Origin of the sequence: Oribacterium sp. C9 (genome assembly GCF_002007235.1) — a bacterium.
In the GTDB taxonomy this organism is placed as follows: domain Bacteria; phylum Bacillota; class Clostridia; order Lachnospirales; family Lachnospiraceae; genus Oribacterium.
Genome location: NZ_MUHW01000004.1, coordinates 79,803 through 101,006 on the forward strand (window position 1 = coordinate 79,803; position 21,204 = coordinate 101,006).

Genomic DNA, 21,204 nt, shown 5'->3' on the forward strand with positions numbered 1-21,204 from the left:
CTTCGAAAAACATGAGATTTCAGAGCAGGTTGGATCTTCATCTGTATGTCAGAAGACTAATGCTTCAAAAACAGTACTAGTGAAATGAGGAAAACTAAATGAATGAGGTAAGATTCCCAAAAGATCCGGGAAGCGTCAAAACAAGAGCAGAGCCGGATAACAATTCGATTAATAAGTCTCATGCCGGGAAGCTTAAAAATGAAGCTTCAAGTGCAGAGGCTATGAGAAAGAAATTCCGTACAGGAAAGAAAGACATATCAGAAACAAAAGAGGAACTTAAGAAAAGGAAAAAACTTCAGAAACAGGGCAGGAAAAAGATCTATAAGGACGTAGCTGTAAGCCGAACAGTTCACAGCCAGGTTAGCAGTTCCAATGAAGATGACAATGCAGGAGTTGATGCTATTAATGCTGCTACAGAGCTTTTTGAAGACTCATGTTATGTCGCAAGACTTAAGGCGTTTGATGATAAATCGAAGGATGGTTATTCGGGTAAATTACATGGCAGGACAGGCAAAAAAGATGTAACCGATACATTAAAGGAAGCACAGAAAAACCTCATGAAAAAGGAAATCCAGCGACAAGCCATTAAAGCCCAGGCAGCTGAGAATGCCAATGCTTTCGGAAATGTCTCTAAGCGGTTCGTTGATAAAGCAGAAGACATTGCGGGAAAGATAGCCGAAGCTGTAAGAGAATTCTTAGAAGAGAATCCGGAAGTAGTCATTACAGCATTTCTCATACTCATAGTAGTGCTTGTTCTCACCGGGACCCTCAGTTCCTGCTCTCTAATGGCAGGCTGCGGTGATGATGTGGTTGTTGGCACCAGTTTCACATCCAGTGATGCTGATATCGCACATGTTGAATCCGGTTATGTATCACTTGAATCCGGCTTACGGTCAAAAATCGATAACATTGAATCAGAGTATCCCGGCTTTGATGAATACAACTACAGTCTTAGCGAGATATCCCATGATCCTTTTGAACTTGCTGCGCTCCTGACTGTGCTTTACGAGGATTATACCGAATCCGAAGCTAACGAAAAGCTTCAGACCATATTTGACCAGCAATATACATTGACCGTAGATGAGGTAGTTGAGATCAGGACAAGGACCTATACGGATGATGACGGTGATGAATATGAGGAGGATTACGAGTACTACATATTGAATGTAAAGCTCAAAAATGATGGCATACGGAAAGCAGTTGATGCCATGGGACTCACAGAAGACCAGTTAAGACGCTATCAGATCATCCTGGATCTAAAGGGCAATAAGCCGGATATATTTGGCGTAACACCGTATACCGCAGGTACAGTTCCTGAAGAATACAGTACCTACGCTCCTCCCGGTGAATATCTCACAGATACACAGTTTGCAAAAATGATAAATGAAGCGAAGAAATATCTTGGGTATCCATACGTTTGGGGAGGCAGTACACCGGAAACAAGTTTTGATTGTTCCGGATTTGTAAGTTGGGTGATAAATCATTGTGGTAATGGCTGGAGTTACGGAAGACTCACGGCAAATGAATGGAAGAATGCTACATCAAGGGTACGAGAGGATAATGTCAAGCCCGGTGATCTTGTGTTCTTCCAGGGGACCTACAATACCTCCGGCGCAAGTCATGTCGGGATTGTGGTCGATCCGGTGAATAAGATAATGATCCACTGTGGAAAGCCTGTCCAGTATACAAGTTACAACACTGATTATTGGAGAGCACATTTTTACTGTTACGGAAGAATCAGATAAAGAGAAGTTGTGTACTTAAGAGATTAAGAATGAGATAACCGATCAGATTGGCATCAGTATGTCAGATATTTCGGCTAAGATACAGCGATAATAGATGAGAGGTGTATCAGCCTCTTTCGAAAGGGAGTAAAGATGCTGACGCATCCGGAAAGGAAATAGTTATGTATGAAAAATTAGATAAACTCCGGGCTGATGTAAGGCGCTGGAGAAGAAAACTTGAAGATGATAAGGCAAAACTCAAGCTTGTCGAACAGAAGCTACAGGAAGCTGAGAACAGTCAGATTCTTGCTGATGTTGGTGCACTTAACCTGACACCTGAGCAGCTTGCCGAATTCCTAAAACTTGTTTCAAACGGACAGACAGTGAATACAGGTGCGATAAACACCTATATGGATTCCACTAAGGAAACATCGGCATCACCATATGGAAAAGACACAGAAACAATTGAGTATGAAACTGACTCAGAAACAAAAGAAATCGAACCAGATGGCGATGAAACTGAGTATGAAACTATGAATATGGAGGACCTAGAAGATGAAGAGAATAAGACACAATATTAAACTCAAGTTACTTGGAGCTGTGGCATTTGCTGCAGCTTTTTTAATGGGGATAACACCGGTTACAGCATTTGCAAACATACCTGACTGTACATGTGTGAGTAAATGTACGGAAGATTATAGAGATACTGACTGCCCGCTTTGTAAAACCGATATCTCCATGTGTGAGGGAAAGGAACCAGAGACAGAACCAGAGGTGCCTGAAACAGTAAAGATGGGCCCTCTTACACCTGATGGAAATATGAATCTGGTTGATGATTACGGAACCCTTGAAGCAGGCGGAAAACAGTTCATCACTGTTGTATCTAAGACAGGAAATTACTTCTATATCATCATTGATCGAGATGATGAAGGGGAAGAGACCGTACATTTCCTCAACCTGGTCGATGAAGCAGATCTCCTTAAACTTATGGATGAGGAAGAAGCTAAACAATATCTGGAAAACAGAGAGGAAAAAAATGCTGAAACAGTAACAGAACCGGAAACAGATCCGGAACCTGTAGTAGAAGATCCGGTTCCGGTTAAACCTGAAAAAAAGAATAATGTAACACTGATCATGGCATTGATCCTGCTTTCTGCCATTGGCTGTACGGCAGGATATGTGTACTTTTCGAAAGTCAGGAAAAGAAAAGTACAGATGAATAGTGTAGATCCTGATGCTGACTATAACGAAGACGAGTCAGAGTATCAGGCAAGCCTGCCTGATGATATGGATGAAGATCCGGATTTTGATTTCGAAGAAGACGAAGATGATGCTGAAGGAAATTATGAAGACACAGGAAATGATAATTACGAAAGAGCTGAAAAAGATGTAACAAATGAAAGTGAGGAAGAGTAATGGCACGGAAATCAAGGATAACAGAATATGCAAAGAATCTTACAAAGGAGCAGGCTTCAGGGCCTGCTCTTTCTATTAGAGAGAAACTCTCAGAGATGAAAGAGAGGACAAAAAAGTTGAGTAAAAAGACGGGGAAGGTCGGAAAGGATGGAAAGTAATATGGCATATGACAAAAGCAATTTTGACCCGAAAGCAGCTGCTGAAGCCAGAAAAAAGGAAATGGATGAGATCACCGGAAAGCTCGAAAAAGGTGTAAAAGATATATTTTCATCGGATAAATACAAGGATTACCTGGATTTCTGTGCAAAGCTGCCGAGATATTCAGTCAACAATCAGATCCTTATCATGATGCAAAAACCGGATGCGACCATGTGCCAGTCCTTTACAGGCTGGAAAGATATGAACCGGCATGTCATTAAGGGTGAGAAAGGAATCCGTATTCTTGCTCCTGCGCCTTACAAGATGGAACGTGAGCAGGACAAGCTGGATGCAAACGGTAAAACAATCCTTGATAAGGACGGCGAGCCTGTAAAAGAGAAGGTTGAAGTGACTGTAAATGCCTTTAAACCGGTAAGTACCTTTGATGTGAGCCAGACAGACGGAGATCCGATTCCATCTTATGGAGTATCAGAACTGCTGGGCAGTGTGGAAGGTTTCAAGGAACTGCTTGAAGCAATCAAAGAAGTAGTCCCTGTTCCAATAACATTTGAAAACATAGAATCCGGGGCAAAAGGTTATTACGACTTAGAAGATGACAGAATAGCTGTCCAGGAAGGCATGAGCGAAGTTCAGACTGTGAAGACAATACTTCATGAGGCTGCGCATCAGGCTCTTCACTCAAAGGAAGCCATGGATGCATCTTCTGAGAAGAAGACCCGAAACCAGAAGGAAACGGAAGCCGAGTCTGTAGCATATGTTATTTGTCAGCACTTTGGTATAGATACCTCTGATTATTCATTTTCTTATGTAGCAAGCTGGTCAGAGGGGAAAGAAGTACCGGAGCTTAAGGCATCACTTAATACGATACGTCAGACTGCTTCGGACCTGATAACAAAGATTGATGATAAAGTTCGTGGTCTTCAATCGGTAAAAGAAATAGATGAGTTTATGGCTGTTCATGGAGATGAGCTCCCTTTCGCTGATCCAGAGGTTGACCTGCCATCTGGCTATATAAAAATCACACCTCCGGTAGATTTCAGTGATTTTAGGAATGATAGAAAGATAACCCTTACCGCTGAAACAAAAGCAGAGTTCAAAGAAACCGGAGGGGAATCCAAAGATAAAAAGGCTATGAAGAAGATTTCTGTAAAGGACAAGCTTTTTGCAGGAAAAGAGAAAGCAGAAAAAACGAAGAAAGCAAAAACTGAGTCGAAGAAAGACCTTCAGGCTACTATGTAAAGGAGAGGAGAAAGCGATGACAAATCTAAATCTTGTGGTGGCTGAAAAGCCCTCGGTTGCTCAATCAATCGGAAAGGTACTTGGATGCACAGGCAGACAGGATGGTTATCTAGAGGGGAATGGATATCTGGTCAGCTGGTGTATCGGGCACCTTATAGAGCTTGCTGAGCCTGAGGATTATAACGGTAAATATGAAATATGGAAAAAGGAAGATCTTCCGATAATCCCCGATATATTCAAGTATCAGGTTGCTGTTTCTACCAAAAAGCAGTTCCAGATATTGAAGGATCTGATGAACAGAGATGATGTCACAGTGGTAACAAATGCCTGTGATGCAGGACGTGAAGGAGAACTCATATTCAGACTTGTCTATGATAAGGCAGGCTGCAAAAAGCCAATTAAGAGACTATGGATATCATCCATGGAAGATGAGGCGATAAGAAACGGTTTTGATAACCTGGCTGATGGTAAAGATTATGACAGACTCTATGAAGCTGCATTATGCAGAGAGCGTGCCGACTGGATTGTTGGCATTAATGCCACAAGATTTTTCACCTGCTCATATGGTCAGACATTAAACGTTGGACGTGTTATGACACCGACACTTGCGCTTACTGTAGAGCGTGAGGCACAGATCAGGGCATTTAAGCCGGAAGACTTTTATCAGGTACAGCTTGAAGGGAATGATCTTATCTTCACAGGAAATCGTATCCCGGATAGAGCTGAGGCCGAGGATATTGCAGAGAAATGTCGGACTGAGGGTAAGGCAGTAGTAACAAAAGCAGATTTGAATGAAAAGATGGAAAACGCTCCTGCTCTTTTTGACCTGACTTCTTTGCAGAGAGAAGCTAATAAAAGATATGGCTTCACAGCTCAGCAGACTCTTGATTATGCTCAGAGCCTTTATGAGAAAAAACTGCTCACATATCCAAGAACTGACAGCAGATACCTCACAGATGATATGGAAGAAACGGCAAAGGCTATTCTTGGAATCATAGATGAGAAACTATCCATTAAGGCGACAGTAGAACAGAATTATAAGAAGATCCTTAATAGCAAGAAAGTAACAGACCACCATGCAATCATCCCAACTGAAACTCTTAGGTCGGCAGATGTTGAAGCACTTCCTGAAGGGGAAAAGAAGGTTTTGCAGCTTGCAGCTGCAAGACTTGCCGAGAGTGTCTCAGCTCCCTGCAAATATAAAGAAACAGTTGCGGAAGTCAGTTGCCTTGGGAAGACTTATACACTTAAAGGGAAATATATTGCTGATCCCGGATGGAGAAACGTGGCTAATAACAAAGATAAGGATTCGGATGAGGATGGCACGATTATTACTCTGGATTTTAAGACGGGAGATACAGTTGCTATTGGTAAAACCTCTGTGAAAGCAGGGAAGACCACAGCTCCAAAATCCTATACAGAGGATACTTTATTATCTGCCATGGAAAAGGCAGGCTGTGACGAAATACCTGATGAAGCTGAGAGGAAAGGTCTTGGAACTCCGGCAACAAGAGCAGGCGTTATCGAAAAACTTGTCCGAATCGGATTTCTTGAAAGGCGTGGGGATAAGAAAACAAAGTATCTTGTTCCTACGCATAAGGGCGAAACATTGATCACAGTTATTCCTGAATCTATCCAGTCAGCTTCCATGACAGCCGACTGGGAGCAAAAACTTCTGGAAATTGAAAAGGGCAACTATGATGCAGATGCCTTTATGATAGAAATCTCACAGATGATAAGAAGCCTGATTGAAACTTACAGGATAGTCCCTGATGCAGAGGTACTTATGCATCCTGTGTATGAGCCTTTGGGTGAATGCCCTCATTGTGGAAGCAATGTGGTGGAGAAGTCCAAAGGCTTTTTCTGTGAGAATAAAGACTGCAAATTTGCCCTTTGGAAGGATAACCGGTTCTTCGATTCTCTCTCCAAAAAGCTTACGAAGCAGATCGCAGTGCAGCTTCTTACAGATGGAAAGGCAAAGTTGAAAAAATGCAGGTCGATAAAAACAGGCAAGACCTATGACACTACAGTAGTCCTGTCTACAACTGATAATGGTCAGCCACAGTTTACTTTGGATTTCACGAAGGGAGGGAAATAGCCTATGGAGAAAAAGAGAAAAAATAAAATCAGGAAATGGAATGAAGTCGGCGGTGCAGTAGAAGTCGAGGAAGAAGTTTTGTCGGAAAGCCCAACAGAAGATCCCGGTGCCGGTCCATCTGTCAGCTGGAACTTCATGCGCGGCATTGAGGACATGGTAGAGCAGAATGACAACAATTTGGATGGTGTCATCAACAATCTTCCTGAAGATAAGACACCTGCTCAGAAGACAAATGCTGATGTTATAGAAGAGGAACAGGAGAAAAAATCTGTTCTTAAGAAACTTCAGGAAGTTGCCTATGATGTAGAAAAGCCAAAGCCTGTAACTCCTTGCTGCATCTGTAATGCCATGGAGAGGTTCTGACATGCGTGAGTATACGGACAGAATCCGGGTATGGATAAAACCCGGAGATAAGGAAAAAATCAGAAAGCGTATGGAAGAAGCCGGTATCAGAAACATGTCTGCCTATATCAGAAAAATGGCGATTGACGGTTATGTTATAAAGCTGGATCTTAGCGATGTGAAGGAGGTGTCACGCCTCCTTCGCATCAATGCCAATAACATAAACCAATACGCGAAAAGAGCAAATGAGACCGGCAGCATATACCTGGAAGATATCAAAGATGTTCAGAGACAGCAGGAAGAACTCTGGATTCTTATGAAAGAAATATTACAGAGGCTATCCACAATTTGAAGAGTGCGTTGAGTATTAAGCTGCTATCAGATTATGTTACTTTAGCTGCGATATAATTCTGATAGCAGTTAAAAGAAGTTCGTTCTATAATCTGTTTATGTATTTGCGCATAGTTCATATTCGTTATCAAATATGATTTCAAGGTATTATCTTGAGTTTTATAAGTGATATAATGGGAAAATCAGGATGTATCGGAGGATAATAATTATGAAAAAAAGTGCGCAAGTAGCAAACTTTAATGTAGTGTTTGGGGAAAATGAACTACCGATGTTGGAATGTTTTGATACAATTGTATTCCCTGCTTTTACATCAGGCATAACAAAGAAATTAGGTGACAATGAATTTTCATTTAAAAATATTGAAATAACACAAAATGGCAATAGCTTTGTGTTGACAGGTAAGATTGTTAAAAAAACGGTATTAGAAATAAAATCCGATTTAAATGAAAAAGGTGAATTAGTTGAAAAAGATGAAAAGTATTCTGCGGCTCCATATTCAACGTTTGTAATTAATCTTCGCAATCACAGAATGATTTATATGCCAAATCAAAAGGGTAGTCCATCGATAGCTTGTTTTAGAAGTCTCATAAAACATGTTCTAGATGCGTATATAAGACAAAAAAACAGTGAATTAGAAGAAGATAAAAAGTTAAATTATGCTATAGCAAATGTAGTGGGAATTCCTAGTGCTAGAAGCATGGATGAGCTATTGGATAATGTAGAGAAGGTCAATAGCCTTACATTGAGGTTTTATCCATTAAATGGAGATATGGATTATTCTGAAGCATTTGGATTATTATCGAATGATATGAGGAAGGAATTGGGTTCTAAGACGGGAGCTATAACATATAATAGTCCTAAATCAATAGTTGGAATAAAAAGTATTCTTGCTAAAGCAGCGGGAACAATTGATCCAGTAATAAAAGTCATTACCAAGGGGAAAAGCAAGGTTACTTTAAAAGACAATGAACTTGCTGAAAAGTATGAAATTGATGTTGATGAGTTAAAAGATTTCAGCGAAGAGACAAAACAGTTAGTGGATAAAACTTCAGAAATAGAAACATTGAAGTTTACTAATGATAAGCATGATGATATTTATGAACGAAATAAGGGAAAGATTATACCATTCACTAATGGAAAGAGGTGATTCATATAAATATTGAGAAAGCTGCAGAAAATGCAGAAAATTTAAGAAAGAAACTGAATTCATCCCAAGTGTTGAAGGATTCTCTAAAAATTTTGAAACCGGAATCTAGAAATTTTTTCAGGAAGATTATCTTTCTTGTAATTGAGATATTCTTTGCTTGGAAAATGGTAACTCAGAAAGAAACTGTGGTGTTGACAAAAGATGTATTTGAGGTTTTTATTTCTATACTTGTTGCGTTAATAGCTATTGTGTTTACAGGCTATGCATTTTTTCAGGCGTTAATTAACGACAAATTGCTGATTACATTATTGAGCGTAGATGATGAAAAAGGTAATTTAAGCGGTACAAATAAGTATTTTGCTGAAGTAATGGTGTTTCAGATGACGTGTACTGTTATTGATCTTCTTATTGTCGTTTTTGCAATTATTGTACCAAATGATTGGTGTGCTTTTGAAAATGAGTTAATAAATGAAGTTATTTCAGGGATTCTTTTGCTAGCGGTATTGCATTGTAATATAGAAAGTATATGGGAAATGAAGAGTTTTATTTTCAATGTATTTCAGCTGTTTAACTTGCATGCATATGCTAGAATAAAAGAATTAAAAGATAATAGTGATAACGATTGAAAGGCACTCTGGTAATCCAGAGTGCTTTTTCTATGTTGCGAAAAGAAAGGAAAGGGAACAATGGCTGCAACTAGATTGATTGCCATGCATATGAATAAAGGAAAATCCATTCAGCGGTGCCTGAAGGACAGAACGGATTATGCTCAGAATCCTGAGAAGACAGAGGGTGGCATTCTGGTCAACAGCTATGAGTGTGATCCTAAGCTTGTTGAGGAACAGTTTGCTCTTGCTAAAAGAGAATATCAGCATAATACCGGCAGGGAAAATAATAATGATGTTATTGCCTATCAGATCAGACAAGCTTTCAAACCCGGAGAGATTACGCCAGAGGAAGCCAACAGGATAGGCTATGAAACGGCAATGCGTTGGACTAAAGGCAGGCATGCTTTTATAGTTGCGACTCATATCGATAAGGCTCATATCCATAATCACATTATATATAATTCAACGAATCTCAGATGTGACGGTAAGTTCAGAGATTTCATTTTGTCAGGTATAGCTCTTCGCAGAGTCAGCGACATGGTGTGCCTGGAGCATGGTCTTTCTATTATAATCCCCAGAAAACCAAGTGAGAGAAGTAAGCGGACGGTTTATCCCAAGAGGAAAAGTTATCGTGAAGAAATCCGTGAGTCCATTGATATCTGTATGGAGCAAAAACCCAAAGATATGGAAGAGCTTATAAAGCTTCTTCAGGAGATGGGCTACGAAATAAAGCTCGGTAAATATGTTTCTCTTAAGGGCAGAGATCAAAAGAAGTTCTTGCGAATGCGCTCTCTTGGAGCCGGCTACAGAGAAGAGGATCTGGAGAAAGTCTTTTCCGGGGAAAGTGCATTTATTCCTGATTCGAAGCTACAGCGTACTGACGAAAATGTTTATGTTAAAACTGAGCCAAAGGTGGATATGCTTCTTGATATTCAGGCTATGATTGCCAAGGGAAAAGGACCTGGATATGAACGCTGGGCCAAGGTTCATAACATCAAGCAGATGGCACAGACACTTCTGTTTCTGGAAGAACATGGTCTCAGAGATTATGATGAACTCTCAGAAAAAGCCAAGGCAGCCTCCGAGAGATTTGGAGAAATTACTGAGAAGCAGAAAGCTCTTGAGGCAAGGCTTGTTGAGATAGCTGCGCTGAAAAAGCACATCATTAATTATTCCAAGACTAAGGATGTTTATGCTGAATATCGAAAGAGCGGTTATAGCAAAAAGTTCTTTGAAGAGCACAGGGAGTCTATCACTCTTTGTAAAGCTGCTAAGGAAGCTTTCTCCAAGATAGAGGGTAAACTTCCTAAGCTCAAAGAACTGAATCGGGAATACAGCGAAGTCCTTCAGGAAAAGAAAAAGTCCTATGCCGAGTACCGACAGGCGAAGCAGGATATGAAAGATATACAGCTGGCAAAATACAATGTAGATTTGTTCCTCAAATTTGAGGAGCAGAAAGAGCAGACTGAAAAGCAAAAGACAACTGAACAGACTCGATAAGAATTAGGGAGATTTCATTGTGATGACACAGTGGAGTCTCCCTCTTTTTTGCGTTAAACAACGAGTCAAGTATCTTCGCCGGATTCATGTTTACATGAAATCCGGTGAAGATATTTGACGAGTGTACCGACATGAGCAAGTAGACCGATAGGTAGGATTGCGAATGCCGGTCAGATTGTGAGAGTGCGTAGCACGAAGCAATCTGAGTTTAATGTATTAGCATCAATTCATGATGCGTGGCTCCGAGTGAAACGAGGTTCAGGGGGATTGGGGGAATAACCACCAACAAGCAAAAACGCGCCGAGGGTCCTCGGTGCCCTGCTTGCGAAATTCAAATTTATAGTAAGCAATATATGAAATATATCGTTAAGATTATAAGCAATATATATCGAAATATTGACAATATATGAAATATATTGTTATATAGAATAGGAATTGGATAATATTAGTATAATTTGATCGGAGCATGAAATGGCAACAGAAGAGGAAAAATCAGAACGTTTTAAAAGAGTTGCAGAGAATAGAACAAATAAAATTATTGATCAATTAAGATTACTAGGTAATTGTGCAAATAAATCAAACTATGAATATAGGGAAGAGGATGTTAAAAAAATTTTTTCGGCAATTGAAGCAGAGTTAAAAGAATCAAAGTCTAAGTTTCAGGCCAAATCAAGAAACAAGAAATTTGAATTGTAGGAGCATATAATGAAAAAGTGGAGATTTATATCTAATCAGAATTCAACAATAGTAGGTATTAATGATGCAGGTATAGAAACATTTACGGCTAATATGAATAGATCTCTTGTTAGAGAAATAATCCAAAATTCTTTGGATGCGGTCATAGATGGATGTCTTGAGCCTGTAGAGGTTGAATTTAAATTGTTTGAAGTCCCAAGATGTGATATTCCTGATGTAGAAACGTTCCAGGTTGCTATTACTAAATGTAAAAACAGTAATGCAAGTGAACCAGATGCTTTTAAATTCTTTCAAAATGCGGAGAAATTATTATCACGCAATGTAATTAGCATTCTTAGAATAAGCGATCATAAGACACGAGGTCTTGAAGGCTCCGATACATGCGAAAAAGGAACAGATTGGAGCCGATTGGTCAAAGAAAATGGATCATCAAATAAAGGACAGGGTTCTGGTGGTAGTTTTGGAATTGGCAAAGCTGCAGCTTATGCATGCTCTGATTTAAGAACAGTATTCTATTCTTCAAAAGATATAAACGGTATCGAATCAAATTTTGGAGTAGCAAAGTTGGTATCTTTTGAAGATAAACATGATGGGGATTGGACGACAGGAGTTGGATATTATTCCGAAAATGATAGTTTTGTTGCAATACCAGAACTAGCTTCCTTTGACAAGTCATATACCAGAATTGATTCAGGGACCGATATTTATGTTATAGGAATGCATGAAATGGAAGATTTTGAATCAAAATTTGTAAATGCAGTACTTCTAGATTTCATGGTTTCAGTTGTCAATAATAAGTTAATTGTGAAAATACAAGATGAAGTCATAAGTGCAGAAACTTTACCTAAATATATGGCAAAATTGAATCCGCATGAGGATGATGAAATAAAAGATCTTTTGGACTATTATCATTTAGTTACATCAAGTGATCCTAAGATTTATAAAATACCTCTTGATTCTAAAGTATATGGAAGTGACTTTGGATTTAAAGATGGCGATTGTACATTGTATTTAAAAGAAGAAGAGGGATTCAATCGCAAAATAATGATAACACGCCGCGCAGGTATGAGAATACTTGAACAAAATCGTATAAGCGGAAGTATAGAATTTACAGGTGTTCTAATTATTGAAGGTGATATCATGAATGAAGCTTTTAAGAAGATGGAAGTGCCATCTCATGATGCCTGGGAGCCTGGGCGAGTACGAGGAGAGGAAAAAAAGTACAAAAGGATTCTTGATGGGTTAAAGCGTTATTTAAGAGATATGGTCAAAGAAAAATTTGGTAAGGTTGGAACAAATACTATGGATGCATTTGGTGCAAGTGAGTTTCTTCCCGATAAACCTTCTGATGACGAAGATAAGAAACTTGAGAAAGATGAATTAAGCACAAGAGTTAAAGAACTAATAGGAAAAACTGTGGAACCTTCAAAAACAAAATCAAAAGCAGTTGATATTATTGATTTTGATTCAAAACCAGAAGGAGGAAACAGTGGTAGTGGACCAGGCTTAGAACCAGGCCCTGATTCAAGGCCAGCTCCACAACATCCAGGGCCGGGTCCAGGCTCAGAGCCAGGTCCGAATGAAGGATTGAATCCAGGGCAAAATTCAGGTACAGGAACTGATGATTCTGATAAAGAGCAAGGATATAAAGAAATCAATGTAAAGAAAAGGTTGATTTGCATTGATTCTAATTATGGAAAATATAATCTTTCAATGATGATTCCATCAACTGCATCAAAAGGAAAACTTGAGTTCTCTATATCTGGAGAGCAAAGTGACTTTGAACTTCCTATTAGTAGTGCAAATATATTATCTATAGGAACAGCTAAGATTGAAAAGATTTCTGGTAATAAAATATTTTTATCAAATCTTGAAAAAGGAAAAATATTAAAAGTTGAAGTTCGTGTGGACTTTGAAGGATATTGTATGATGGAGGTGGATTATTATGCGAATAAAAAATAGATTATCTCCATATCCTATACTAGATAATTATAGTGATGATTATATTAATTCATCTTTTTCGGCAGAGTATGAGTTGACCACACAGTTTACAGAAGTATATGGAAAAATAAAATTCAATTTAAAAAATTATGAAATAGAAAAACTAATAGAAGACGGATATGCTGAGTATCTTGTTCATATAGAATGTCCATCTACATGCTATAGAGAAAAAATAAGCACTAATGATACAGAACTAGAATTCAAAATAAGCTCTCATGATTTGGCTAAATTAATTGAAATCAGAACATTCATAGTTTTGACAAAACCTATTGATGATTTTGAATCCAAGAGTTTTCACCCAGATTATGTTGGCCAAAAATTTGCTTTATCTGAGCACCAAATTATTGCAATTGGTACTGCGAAGAATTTTAATGTGAAGAAAGATGATAGAGACCTGGAATCACTTCCATCGGTAGTTCAAATAATGAAGATGAAAGACAAAAAGAAAGGTAGTTATAGTGTTGATACAGATGGTGATGATCACATTATAATTGGTCTTTCTGAAGATGTATATGAATTATATGGACAGCTAGGAAAATCAACGTTCAAGGCCACTTCATTTAGTTTGATATTGATGCCTGCACTTATAGTTGTGCTCCAAAGAATGCATATGAACAGAAATGATGATGACGCAAAGGGACGTCATTGGTTTCAAGTTATAGAGACAATGCTAAACAATAATGGATTTTGTTTGGATGATATTTCTATTGAAAATGATTCTTTATTAAATGTCGCACAATCGATTTTTGCTGATCCGGTTGCAAAGAGTTTCAAAGAGTTGGACGAATGCAGTGAAAGGATGTGATTAATTTGCGTTTGATGTATCTAGATTCTAAGGCAATAGATGATTTAAAAATTAATTTTTCCTTTTATAAAAATCATTTCACTGATGAATCAAATGATTGGTTTATAAGATATTTTAATCAAAACGGGTGGCTTCATGAATCAAAAATACAATGTAAAGATTTTGAATTGAATTATGATAATGATTATAATGTTTCAGATAGAAAAAATGTGGAAATAGTATATGAAGCTATGAAAGACTTAAGCCCTGCCAATGCCTTAGATGAAAGACTGTGGGCAGGAATACTATTTGCACAGCTTTGGGAATATGTAAAATTCAGACGAAAAGAAGAACTAATGTCCAATGACGCTAGAGATGTGTTGAATTCATTTATATTCCTACGCGGGACAAAGAGAAGTTGTTTTATCAATTGCTTGTCAAGACTTTGGTGGACTGGTCACTTACTTTATGATAAGCATAGCAATAATCATTATGCGGCAGTTGATTTGATTTCAGAAAGTGCTTTCGCATCTAATGTCATGTTATTATCATCAAATAATTTCATGGCTAATAATTCCTTGGCACTTGGAATTATGGATTGTATTGCTGAAAGAAAAAATAAGGGTGAGAAAATAGGTAGATATCATTTCGTGGAAGCCAATAAATATCTAAATTGTGTTGGTGGTGTGATATTGCTTGATACCATGACAAGGGAAGAAGTTAAAAATATGACTAATAGTAGATTGGATAAGTTATACGGGTTAATAAAGTGAAAATTTAGTGACTGAATTTTTTGCAATTCCTGTATTATTTATATTTGAAACTAAAAAATTCTTATTTGTTAGCTGTGCAAAATAGGTATAGCTAAATTTTGTTTTTGGATTGATTTATTAAGAGAAAACAGTTACCTGTTAGAGGTTTTACTTGTAAATGATTAGTTCACATAGGAAATTTAATAGTGTTTCTGATAAGACCCGAAAGACCATGAAGCGTATCAAACGTAAGGACACAAGTATTGAATTGGCCTTGAGGAGAGCTATTTGGAGCAAGGGCATCAGATATAGAAAGAATGTAAAAGAATTACCGGGGACACCTGATATTGTAATCACCAAATATAATATTGCAGTTTTTTGTGATAGTGAATTCTTTCATGGTAAAGATTGGGAGGTCCTGAAACCTAGGCTCTTGAAAGGGAACAATCCAAGCTATTGGGTCGAAAAGATTGAAGAGAATATGGAAAGGGATCATAATGTGGATGTTCAGTTACAAGGTATGGGATATTATGTGATACATTTTTGGGGAAAGGACATTCTGAAAAATATCGAGGAATGTGTAGAGGTTGTTATGGATGCAATAATGTTTCAGAAGATTTCGGAGATATAAAATGGAAGATTGTTTAAAATATGACAAATCAGATAGTGATAGTATTGCTGAATATGCAGGACAGTTGGTCGGAAAGACTTTTTTGGAGGTCATAAGTGAAAATCGTGGAACGGACCCTGAAGTATTAAAAGCTTATGGCAACAAAGCAAGAAAGGGCGGTCTAGGGAATCTTCTGGAAGAAGTATATTTCGGCTATAAGGCAAATTCTAATCAAGAAGCTGATTTTTCAGAAGCTGGGGTCGAACTAAAAGCCACACCATATGAATATACCAAGAAAGGTGAGATAAGGGCCGGTGAGCGTTTGGTGCTGACAATGATAAGCTATGATGGGCCGGTCGAGATGGAGTTCTATAAGTCCCATGCGTGGGAAAAAATGAGACGCATCTTACTTATCTACTACTATAGGAATAAACTTCTTAATAACAATCTTTTATATGAAATCGGATACACAAAGTTGTTCACTCCACCGGAAAAGGACCTGGAAATAATAAAGGCTGATTTTAATTTTATTATGAGTAAGATTGCTGCTGGATTGGCACATGAGCTTTCAGAGTCGGATACAATGTATCTGGGAGCATGTACCAAAGGAGCGACCGCGTCTAAGAGCACTGTCCCGCAGTATTACGGTGATCATGTGCTAGCAAGAAAAAGAGCGTTCTGCTTTAAGAATTCGTATATGACATATGTGCTCACCCATTATATCGTTTCAAAGGAAAAGGGTGATGAATCTATAATAACTGATACCAAAGTGATCAAAGAAAAAACTTTTGGTGATTATCTCATAGAACGATTGGGAGCATATGCCGGCAAAACTGATATTTATCTTTCTGATAAGTTCGAAGTCAATAGGGCCAATAAAGGTTATCGTGCGCTCCTTGCGTATGCGATGTTAGGAATAAAAGGCAACAAGGCAGAAGAGTTCGTCAAGGCGAACATTGAAGTAAGAACGATACGGTTCAATAAAAACGGTACAAATCCGGAACATTTTAGATTACATGATTTTAAATTCAAAGATCTTGCGGAATCTGAATGGGAAGATTCTGAGCTGTATGAGTATCTTGAAACGACCCAATTCCTGTTAGTTGTTTATCATGAGACCGAGCATGGAACAGTATACAAGGGAAGTCAGTTATGGCATATGTCCCAGGAAGATATAGAGATAGTACGTCAGGGATGGGAATCAGTGAAAAAGAAATTGCTGGAAGGTGTAACTTTGACTCTTGAAATTAGAGACAATGGTGATGAAGTCATACATAATGACCTACCTAAAATAAGTGATAATCCTGTATTCCATGTCAGACCACATCAGTCGCAGACACATTATAAATTCCATGATGGAAGCGAACATGGGAAGGGTACTATGGCAAATTGTAATCAGCTCCCCGATGGTCAGTGGATGCCGGGACATTCATATTGGTTAAATAAAGAATATATAAATAGACAGTTACGGCCGGATTTGAGATGATCATACGAATTGCCTTAATGATACTGTGAACATCAGTTCAGATATAGTTAAAATAATACTTGATCCATAACGGATATAGTGCTATAATCTTCAGCGAAGGAGAAGGAAGTCTTGCTAACTCCATTGTAAGACTCCTTCTATTTTTAACCTTAAAACCCTATCGTCATGGAACGGTAGAAGCCAATATGGAGGAGCTGAAAATGAAAAAAACTGTTTGTGAGCTGTTTGCCGGCGTGGGAGGTTTCAGATTAGGGCTGGAACGTCTTAATTCCGGATGGGAGACAGTTTGGTTCTCACAATGGGAACCGGGGAAAAAGGTACAGTGGGCACATGATTGTTACGTGGCCCATTTTGGAGACTCGAAGGACCTTAATGGAGAGACATCGACAACAGGAAATGATATCGGGACAGTAGATAAGAAGACAATACCTGATCACAATCTGCTCGTTGGTGGATTCCCTTGTCAGGATTATAGTGTCGCTCATACTCTTGCCTCATCAAGAGGAATCGAAGGAAAGAAAGGTGTCCTGTGGTGGCAGATAAGAGATACACTTATCGCTAAGGGAGCCTCCTTCTGTATTTTTGAGAATGTCGATAGATTACTTAAATCACCAGCAAAGCAAAGAGGGAGAGATTTCGGTATCATATTAGCTTGTTTGAATGAACTTGGATATGCTGTTGAATGGAGAGTCGTAAATGCAGCACTTTACGGAGCGGCACAGAGGAGAAGAAGGACATTTATCTTTGCTTATAAAGATACAACGAAGTATTCTGCTGAAATGAAGTATAAGACCCCTGAGCAGATAATCGAGACTGACGGTTTTATGGCAAAGGCTTTTCCAGTTAAAAGTTTAGGGGAAATCACAAGTACATCGGTAGATGAAGATATAGTTAAAGTATCGGATGAGTTCAAGTTCAGTTTTGAGAATGCCGGGTTCATGAGAAATGGAGAAGTGTTCACAACAAGAATTACTGAGGAAGAGGAAGATGCTGTTCTTCTTGGAAAAGTGCTTCAGAGTGATGTTGATGAACATTATTACCTATCAGGAGATGTCCTTTCAAAGTGGGAATATCTGAAAGGTGCAAAAAAGATTCCTAGAACTTCAGCTAATGGCCACGAGTATATTTTTTCAGAAGGACCTGTCGCTTTCCCAGATCCATGGGACAGACCTGGGCGTACAATGCTCACCAGTGAATCCACACTAAACCGTAGTTCTCATGTGGTTGAGGACCCCGGAACACATAGACTTAGGTTGATAACTCCGGTTGAAGCGGAGAGATTACAGGGATTCGATGATAACTGGACTGCACTTGGAGGTATGCCAGAGAGAATGAGATATTTCTGCATGGGAAATGCACTGGTTGTTCCGATGATTACGAAGATGGGCAATCAGCTAGATCAGATAATAGAAAATGAATAATTCATTAAAAGATGCTCACGATGTTGTGAACATCTTTTTTTTCTTTAAAAAAGACATAATTATGATTATGATAAGTATATACAATTATGACAAATAAAATAAATAGGTGTTGATTATGGCTGGTTATGTAATGACAATTGGCGGAGATGAATTTCTTTCTCGGTTTTATCGTACTAAAAAAAATGGAAAAGCTTATAAAGGAAATATAGCGTCATCAAATAAAGAGGGACAGCGCTTGGCTAAGGAGTATGCATTAAAACAGTGTATCGCCACTGGAACTTATAGTGCCAAGACATCTGAGAAAGGACCTGCATTTATCGGGACTTTAGCGGATTATCTTGGCATGAAACCAGGAGATGATATTTTCTTTTTTACAGAACGAAAGATTTATGGTATTGGGAAACTGGTGAATATAGGAGATGACTGTAGATATAGAGTTCATTCTAAAGATGATAATGAAGATTTGGTTGAAATGGTAAATCCTGAGAATCATCAATTCATTTGTACGTTTGAGCCAAGTCCCTATTTTTTCAAAGAGGGTGTTGACACTGATGAGATTTTGATGTTCTCACCTGAGAAAATAAAAGCGCTGAGATTCTTTTCTGCGATGTCATTCGTTAAATTGGATGACACCGAGAGTCAGGAAGTAAAAAATATGATTGCCAGGAAGAATGAGCAGTTTCTGAATGGACAGGAAGATAAAATCTTTTCATTTGATACATCAGTTCATGAAGCAATTTTAAAGAAAACTCTTGGAAACAACAAATATAGATTATCGGTTTTTGACTATATTAAGGATGCAGAAAGCAAAGTCTCTTCTGAATATTATATCGAAGGTGCAGTAATGGATCTTCTTCGAAAAATAGACTTTGAGTATATTGGAGGTCATTGGGATTGTATTTGCAGACAATATCCTGCATCTCCAGCTAAACCGAGTGAGTATAAGGAAACTATGGACTTATTTGGGTATCGCTATATTAAAGGGTTTTCTGGTGCAATATCAAAGTATCTGATTATTGAGCTTAAGACTGGTACTATAAAAAAAGAACATGTTGAGCAAACAATGAAATATGTTGATTGGGTCAGCAAAGTATATACATGTGGTGATTATTCTATGATAGAGGCTTATACCATTGGATTCGATAAGGTAGATAATATTGAAGATCAAGTAAAATCACTAATAGAAAGAAATTATATTCTTGAAGGTCATCCAGTAAAAAGCTGTCAGTGGAGTGATCTTAGGATTATTTCGTATCGTGAACTGCTTCAAAAATTACTGAAGATAGAAAGTGATGAGTTGATATAATTGCATGTATGAAGGAAGTAATAACATGGTTAATGAAAATACAGATGTAATGAATATATTTGACAAGAACATTATTCTTTATGGACCACCAGGAACAGGAAAAACATATAATTCTATTATTTATGCTGTGGCTATATGTGATTCGGAATCTATTGAATGGCTACAGAAAATGCCATATGAAGATATAATGGATAGGTATTATACCCTTCGAGATGATGGTAGAATTGAATTTACAACATTCCATCAGTCATATGGGTATGAGGAGTTTATAGAAGGAATAAAGCCTAAATTAAATTCTAGTACTAATAGCATAGGATATACAATTGAAGATGGGATATTCAAAAGATTCTGTGAGAAGGCTAAAAAGTTTTCGATTCAACAGGATGAATCCGCCATTATAGGAAAAGATCCACATATATGGTGTGTTACACTTGAAAGTACTGGGATGACAGAACTGAAGCGGAAATGTTTTGATAACGAAGAAATTCGACTTGGATTCACTAATGTTAGTGAAGAATGCAGTGAAGAAGATACAAAGGAATCAATAAGTAAGAAGAGCGTTAATGATTTTATATATTCAGTAAAAATCGGAGACATAGTTTTAATTAAAAAGACATTACAAAGTATCGATGCTATTGGTGTAATTACCGGAGAGTATGAATATGATCCCTCTGATACTAAATACCCTCGGAAAAGAAAGGTAATATGGCTTGCTCACGATACAGATATCAATATTGTAAATTATCTTCCGCCTGACAGAAAGCAGATGCCCATTAAAGCAATTTCAAATTTTGATTATTTTGGAGTGAATAATGTTTCAATAATACTAAATAAATATACAACGTCACCTAAACTTGAATTTAGAAGAGATAATAGACCTTATGTATTTATCATAGACGAGATCAATCGTGGAAATATTTCAAAGATATTTGGCGAACTCATCACACTGATTGAAGATACTAAGCGTGAGGGAACATTAGAAGAGATGGAAGCGATTCTACCGTATTCAGGAGAAAAATTCTCTGTACCTAACAATGTTTACATTATCGGTACCATGAATACGGCTGACAGATCAATAGCCCTTATGGATACAGCTCTTCGTAGACGTTTTTCCTTTGCAGAGATGATGCCGAACCCACAAGTATTGGAGAGCCTGGGAGTAGGAACTATTATAGTAGATGAAGAAGAGCTGAATGTCGCTAAGATGTTAGAGATAATAAATAAGCGCATAGAGTATTTATTTGATCGTGAACATACCATCGGGCATGCTTTCTTTACTAAGCTGGCTGATGATGCATCCATTGATACGCTCGCAGAAATATTCTCTAAAAAAGTTATTCCACTACTTCAGGAATACTTCTATGAAGACTATGAAAAGATTCAGCTTGTTCTTGGAGATAATAACAAGGAAAACGAATATAAGTTTATCTTGGATAATCCGGTGAAGGTAAGAGACATCTTTAATGGTAATCCGGACATTGATCTACCAGAAAAGAGCTACGAAATACAGCATGAAGCTTTCAAAAAGCTCCAGAGTTATAAATTGATAGGCAAGGATTTGTGA

20 protein-coding genes are annotated in these 21,204 nt (G+C 38.0%); all 20 read left to right on the forward strand.

What is annotated here, in order from left to right; genetic code table 11:
• Positions 1 to 98 precede the first annotated feature (98 nt).
• The 20 genes from BXO88_RS03920 to BXO88_RS04010 all read left to right on the forward strand — a co-directional run bounded on the left by BXO88_RS03920 (position 99) and on the right by BXO88_RS04010 (position 21,204).
• A complete protein-coding gene (locus BXO88_RS03920) occupies positions 99 to 1,745 on the forward strand; it encodes a C40 family peptidase (RefSeq protein WP_078036459.1) in 1,647 nt (548 codons plus the stop codon).
• A 161-nt stretch (positions 1,746 to 1,906) separates the two neighbouring features.
• Positions 1,907 to 2,305 (forward strand): DUF4315 family protein, encoded by a 399-nt coding sequence (locus tag BXO88_RS03925; RefSeq protein ID WP_139355499.1) that lies wholly within the window; start codon positions 1,907 to 1,909, stop codon positions 2,303 to 2,305.
• Positions 2,280 to 3,140 carry a DUF4366 domain-containing protein gene (locus BXO88_RS03930; protein WP_078036461.1) on the forward strand — a complete coding sequence of 287 codons (861 nt, stop codon included), beginning with the start codon at positions 2,280 to 2,282 and terminating at the stop codon, positions 3,138 to 3,140. Before BXO88_RS03925 ends, BXO88_RS03930 begins: the two co-directional genes overlap by 26 nt.
• Entirely contained in the window at positions 3,140 to 3,298 is a 159-nt protein-coding gene (locus BXO88_RS16445) for a hypothetical protein (protein WP_168171608.1), read from the forward strand. The genes BXO88_RS03930 and BXO88_RS16445 overlap by 1 nt, the downstream gene beginning before the upstream one ends.
• 1 nt (position 3,299) lies before the next feature.
• Positions 3,300 to 4,538, forward strand: a complete 1,239-nt coding sequence (locus BXO88_RS03935; protein ID WP_139355500.1) for an ArdC-like ssDNA-binding domain-containing protein — start codon at positions 3,300 to 3,302, stop codon at positions 4,536 to 4,538.
• A gap of 16 nt (positions 4,539 to 4,554) precedes the next feature.
• On the forward strand, positions 4,555 to 6,636 hold the full coding sequence (locus tag BXO88_RS03940; protein WP_078036463.1) for a DNA topoisomerase 3: 2,082 nt from the start codon (positions 4,555 to 4,557) through the stop codon (positions 6,634 to 6,636).
• A gap of 3 nt (positions 6,637 to 6,639) precedes the next feature.
• Positions 6,640 to 6,999: a DUF4316 domain-containing protein gene (locus BXO88_RS03945; RefSeq protein WP_078036464.1), complete on the forward strand. Its 360-nt coding sequence runs from the start codon at positions 6,640 to 6,642 to the stop codon at positions 6,997 to 6,999.
• A 1-nt stretch (position 7,000) separates the two neighbouring features.
• Positions 7,001 to 7,330: a plasmid mobilization protein gene (locus BXO88_RS03950; RefSeq protein WP_078036465.1), complete on the forward strand. Its 330-nt coding sequence runs from the start codon at positions 7,001 to 7,003 to the stop codon at positions 7,328 to 7,330.
• A gap of 207 nt (positions 7,331 to 7,537) precedes the next feature.
• Positions 7,538 to 8,476 carry a hypothetical protein gene (locus BXO88_RS03955; protein WP_078036466.1) on the forward strand — a complete coding sequence of 313 codons (939 nt, stop codon included), beginning with the start codon at positions 7,538 to 7,540 and terminating at the stop codon, positions 8,474 to 8,476.
• On the forward strand, positions 8,473 to 9,102 hold the full coding sequence (locus BXO88_RS03960; RefSeq protein WP_078036467.1) for a hypothetical protein: 630 nt from the start codon (positions 8,473 to 8,475) through the stop codon (positions 9,100 to 9,102). The genes BXO88_RS03955 and BXO88_RS03960 overlap by 4 nt, the downstream gene beginning before the upstream one ends.
• Before the next feature lie 60 nt (positions 9,103 to 9,162).
• Positions 9,163 to 10,584, forward strand: a complete 1,422-nt coding sequence (locus BXO88_RS03965) for a relaxase/mobilization nuclease domain-containing protein (RefSeq protein WP_078036468.1) — start codon at positions 9,163 to 9,165, stop codon at positions 10,582 to 10,584.
• 471 nt (positions 10,585 to 11,055) lie between these two features.
• A complete protein-coding gene (locus BXO88_RS03970) occupies positions 11,056 to 11,280 on the forward strand; it encodes a hypothetical protein (RefSeq protein WP_078036469.1) in 225 nt (74 codons plus the stop codon).
• 9 nt (positions 11,281 to 11,289) lie between these two features.
• Positions 11,290 to 13,242 carry a hypothetical protein gene (locus BXO88_RS03975; protein WP_078036470.1) on the forward strand — a complete coding sequence of 651 codons (1,953 nt, stop codon included), beginning with the start codon at positions 11,290 to 11,292 and terminating at the stop codon, positions 13,240 to 13,242.
• Positions 13,226 to 14,086 (forward strand): hypothetical protein, encoded by an 861-nt coding sequence (locus tag BXO88_RS03980; protein WP_078036471.1) that lies wholly within the window; start codon positions 13,226 to 13,228, stop codon positions 14,084 to 14,086. The genes BXO88_RS03975 and BXO88_RS03980 overlap by 17 nt, the downstream gene beginning before the upstream one ends.
• Positions 14,087 to 14,100: 14 nt before the next feature.
• A complete protein-coding gene (locus BXO88_RS03985) occupies positions 14,101 to 14,838 on the forward strand; it encodes a DUF6339 family protein (protein WP_242945153.1) in 738 nt (245 codons plus the stop codon).
• A gap of 157 nt (positions 14,839 to 14,995) precedes the next feature.
• Positions 14,996 to 15,448, forward strand: coding sequence for a very short patch repair endonuclease (locus tag BXO88_RS03990; protein WP_078036473.1), 453 nt, complete (start codon positions 14,996 to 14,998; stop codon positions 15,446 to 15,448).
• Between the two features lies 1 nt (position 15,449).
• The gene (locus BXO88_RS03995) at positions 15,450 to 16,913 is read left to right on the forward strand and encodes a Sau3AI family type II restriction endonuclease (RefSeq protein ID WP_078036474.1); all 1,464 of its coding nucleotides are present in this window, start codon (positions 15,450 to 15,452) and stop codon (positions 16,911 to 16,913) included.
• 200 nt (positions 16,914 to 17,113) lie between these two features.
• Entirely contained in the window at positions 17,114 to 18,334 is a 1,221-nt protein-coding gene (gene dcm, locus BXO88_RS04000; protein ID WP_078036475.1) for a DNA (cytosine-5-)-methyltransferase, read from the forward strand.
• Between the two features lie 115 nt (positions 18,335 to 18,449).
• Positions 18,450 to 19,640 (forward strand): hypothetical protein, encoded by a 1,191-nt coding sequence (locus BXO88_RS04005; RefSeq protein ID WP_078036476.1) that lies wholly within the window; start codon positions 18,450 to 18,452, stop codon positions 19,638 to 19,640.
• A 25-nt stretch (positions 19,641 to 19,665) separates the two neighbouring features.
• Positions 19,666 to 21,204 (forward strand): AAA family ATPase, encoded by a 1,539-nt coding sequence (locus tag BXO88_RS04010; protein WP_242945147.1) that lies wholly within the window; start codon positions 19,666 to 19,668, stop codon positions 21,202 to 21,204.

Excerpts from the sequence above, each read along its gene's own strand:
- BXO88_RS03930 (WP_078036461.1), top strand. The coding sequence starts at position 2,280 with ATGAAGAGAATAAGACACAATATTAAACTCAAGTTACTTGGAGCTGTG.
- BXO88_RS03950 (WP_078036465.1), top strand. The coding sequence starts at position 7,001 with ATGCGTGAGTATACGGACAGAATCCGGGTATGGATAAAACCCGGAGAT.
- BXO88_RS03975 (WP_078036470.1), top strand. The coding sequence starts at position 11,290 with ATGAAAAAGTGGAGATTTATATCTAATCAGAATTCAACAATAGTAGGT.
- BXO88_RS03985 (WP_242945153.1), top strand. The coding sequence starts at position 14,101 with ATGTATCTAGATTCTAAGGCAATAGATGATTTAAAAATTAATTTTTCC.
- BXO88_RS03990 (WP_078036473.1), top strand. The coding sequence starts at position 14,996 with ATGATTAGTTCACATAGGAAATTTAATAGTGTTTCTGATAAGACCCGA.
- BXO88_RS03980 (WP_078036471.1), top strand. The coding sequence starts at position 13,226 with ATGCGAATAAAAAATAGATTATCTCCATATCCTATACTAGATAATTAT.
- BXO88_RS03955 (WP_078036466.1), top strand. The coding sequence starts at position 7,538 with ATGAAAAAAAGTGCGCAAGTAGCAAACTTTAATGTAGTGTTTGGGGAA.
- BXO88_RS03970 (WP_078036469.1), top strand. The coding sequence starts at position 11,056 with ATGGCAACAGAAGAGGAAAAATCAGAACGTTTTAAAAGAGTTGCAGAG.
- BXO88_RS03995 (WP_078036474.1), top strand. The coding sequence starts at position 15,450 with ATGGAAGATTGTTTAAAATATGACAAATCAGATAGTGATAGTATTGCT.
- BXO88_RS03945 (WP_078036464.1), top strand. The coding sequence starts at position 6,640 with ATGGAGAAAAAGAGAAAAAATAAAATCAGGAAATGGAATGAAGTCGGC.
- BXO88_RS03925 (WP_139355499.1), top strand. The coding sequence starts at position 1,907 with ATGTATGAAAAATTAGATAAACTCCGGGCTGATGTAAGGCGCTGGAGA.
- BXO88_RS04005 (WP_078036476.1), top strand. The coding sequence starts at position 18,450 with ATGGCTGGTTATGTAATGACAATTGGCGGAGATGAATTTCTTTCTCGG.
- dcm (WP_078036475.1), top strand. The coding sequence starts at position 17,114 with ATGAAAAAAACTGTTTGTGAGCTGTTTGCCGGCGTGGGAGGTTTCAGA.
- BXO88_RS03920 (WP_078036459.1), top strand. The coding sequence starts at position 99 with ATGAATGAGGTAAGATTCCCAAAAGATCCGGGAAGCGTCAAAACAAGA.
- BXO88_RS03965 (WP_078036468.1), top strand. The coding sequence starts at position 9,163 with ATGGCTGCAACTAGATTGATTGCCATGCATATGAATAAAGGAAAATCC.
- BXO88_RS16445 (WP_168171608.1), top strand. The coding sequence starts at position 3,140 with ATGGCACGGAAATCAAGGATAACAGAATATGCAAAGAATCTTACAAAG.
- BXO88_RS03935 (WP_139355500.1), top strand. The coding sequence starts at position 3,300 with ATGGCATATGACAAAAGCAATTTTGACCCGAAAGCAGCTGCTGAAGCC.
- BXO88_RS03940 (WP_078036463.1), top strand. The coding sequence starts at position 4,555 with ATGACAAATCTAAATCTTGTGGTGGCTGAAAAGCCCTCGGTTGCTCAA.
- BXO88_RS04010 (WP_242945147.1), top strand. The coding sequence starts at position 19,666 with ATGGTTAATGAAAATACAGATGTAATGAATATATTTGACAAGAACATT.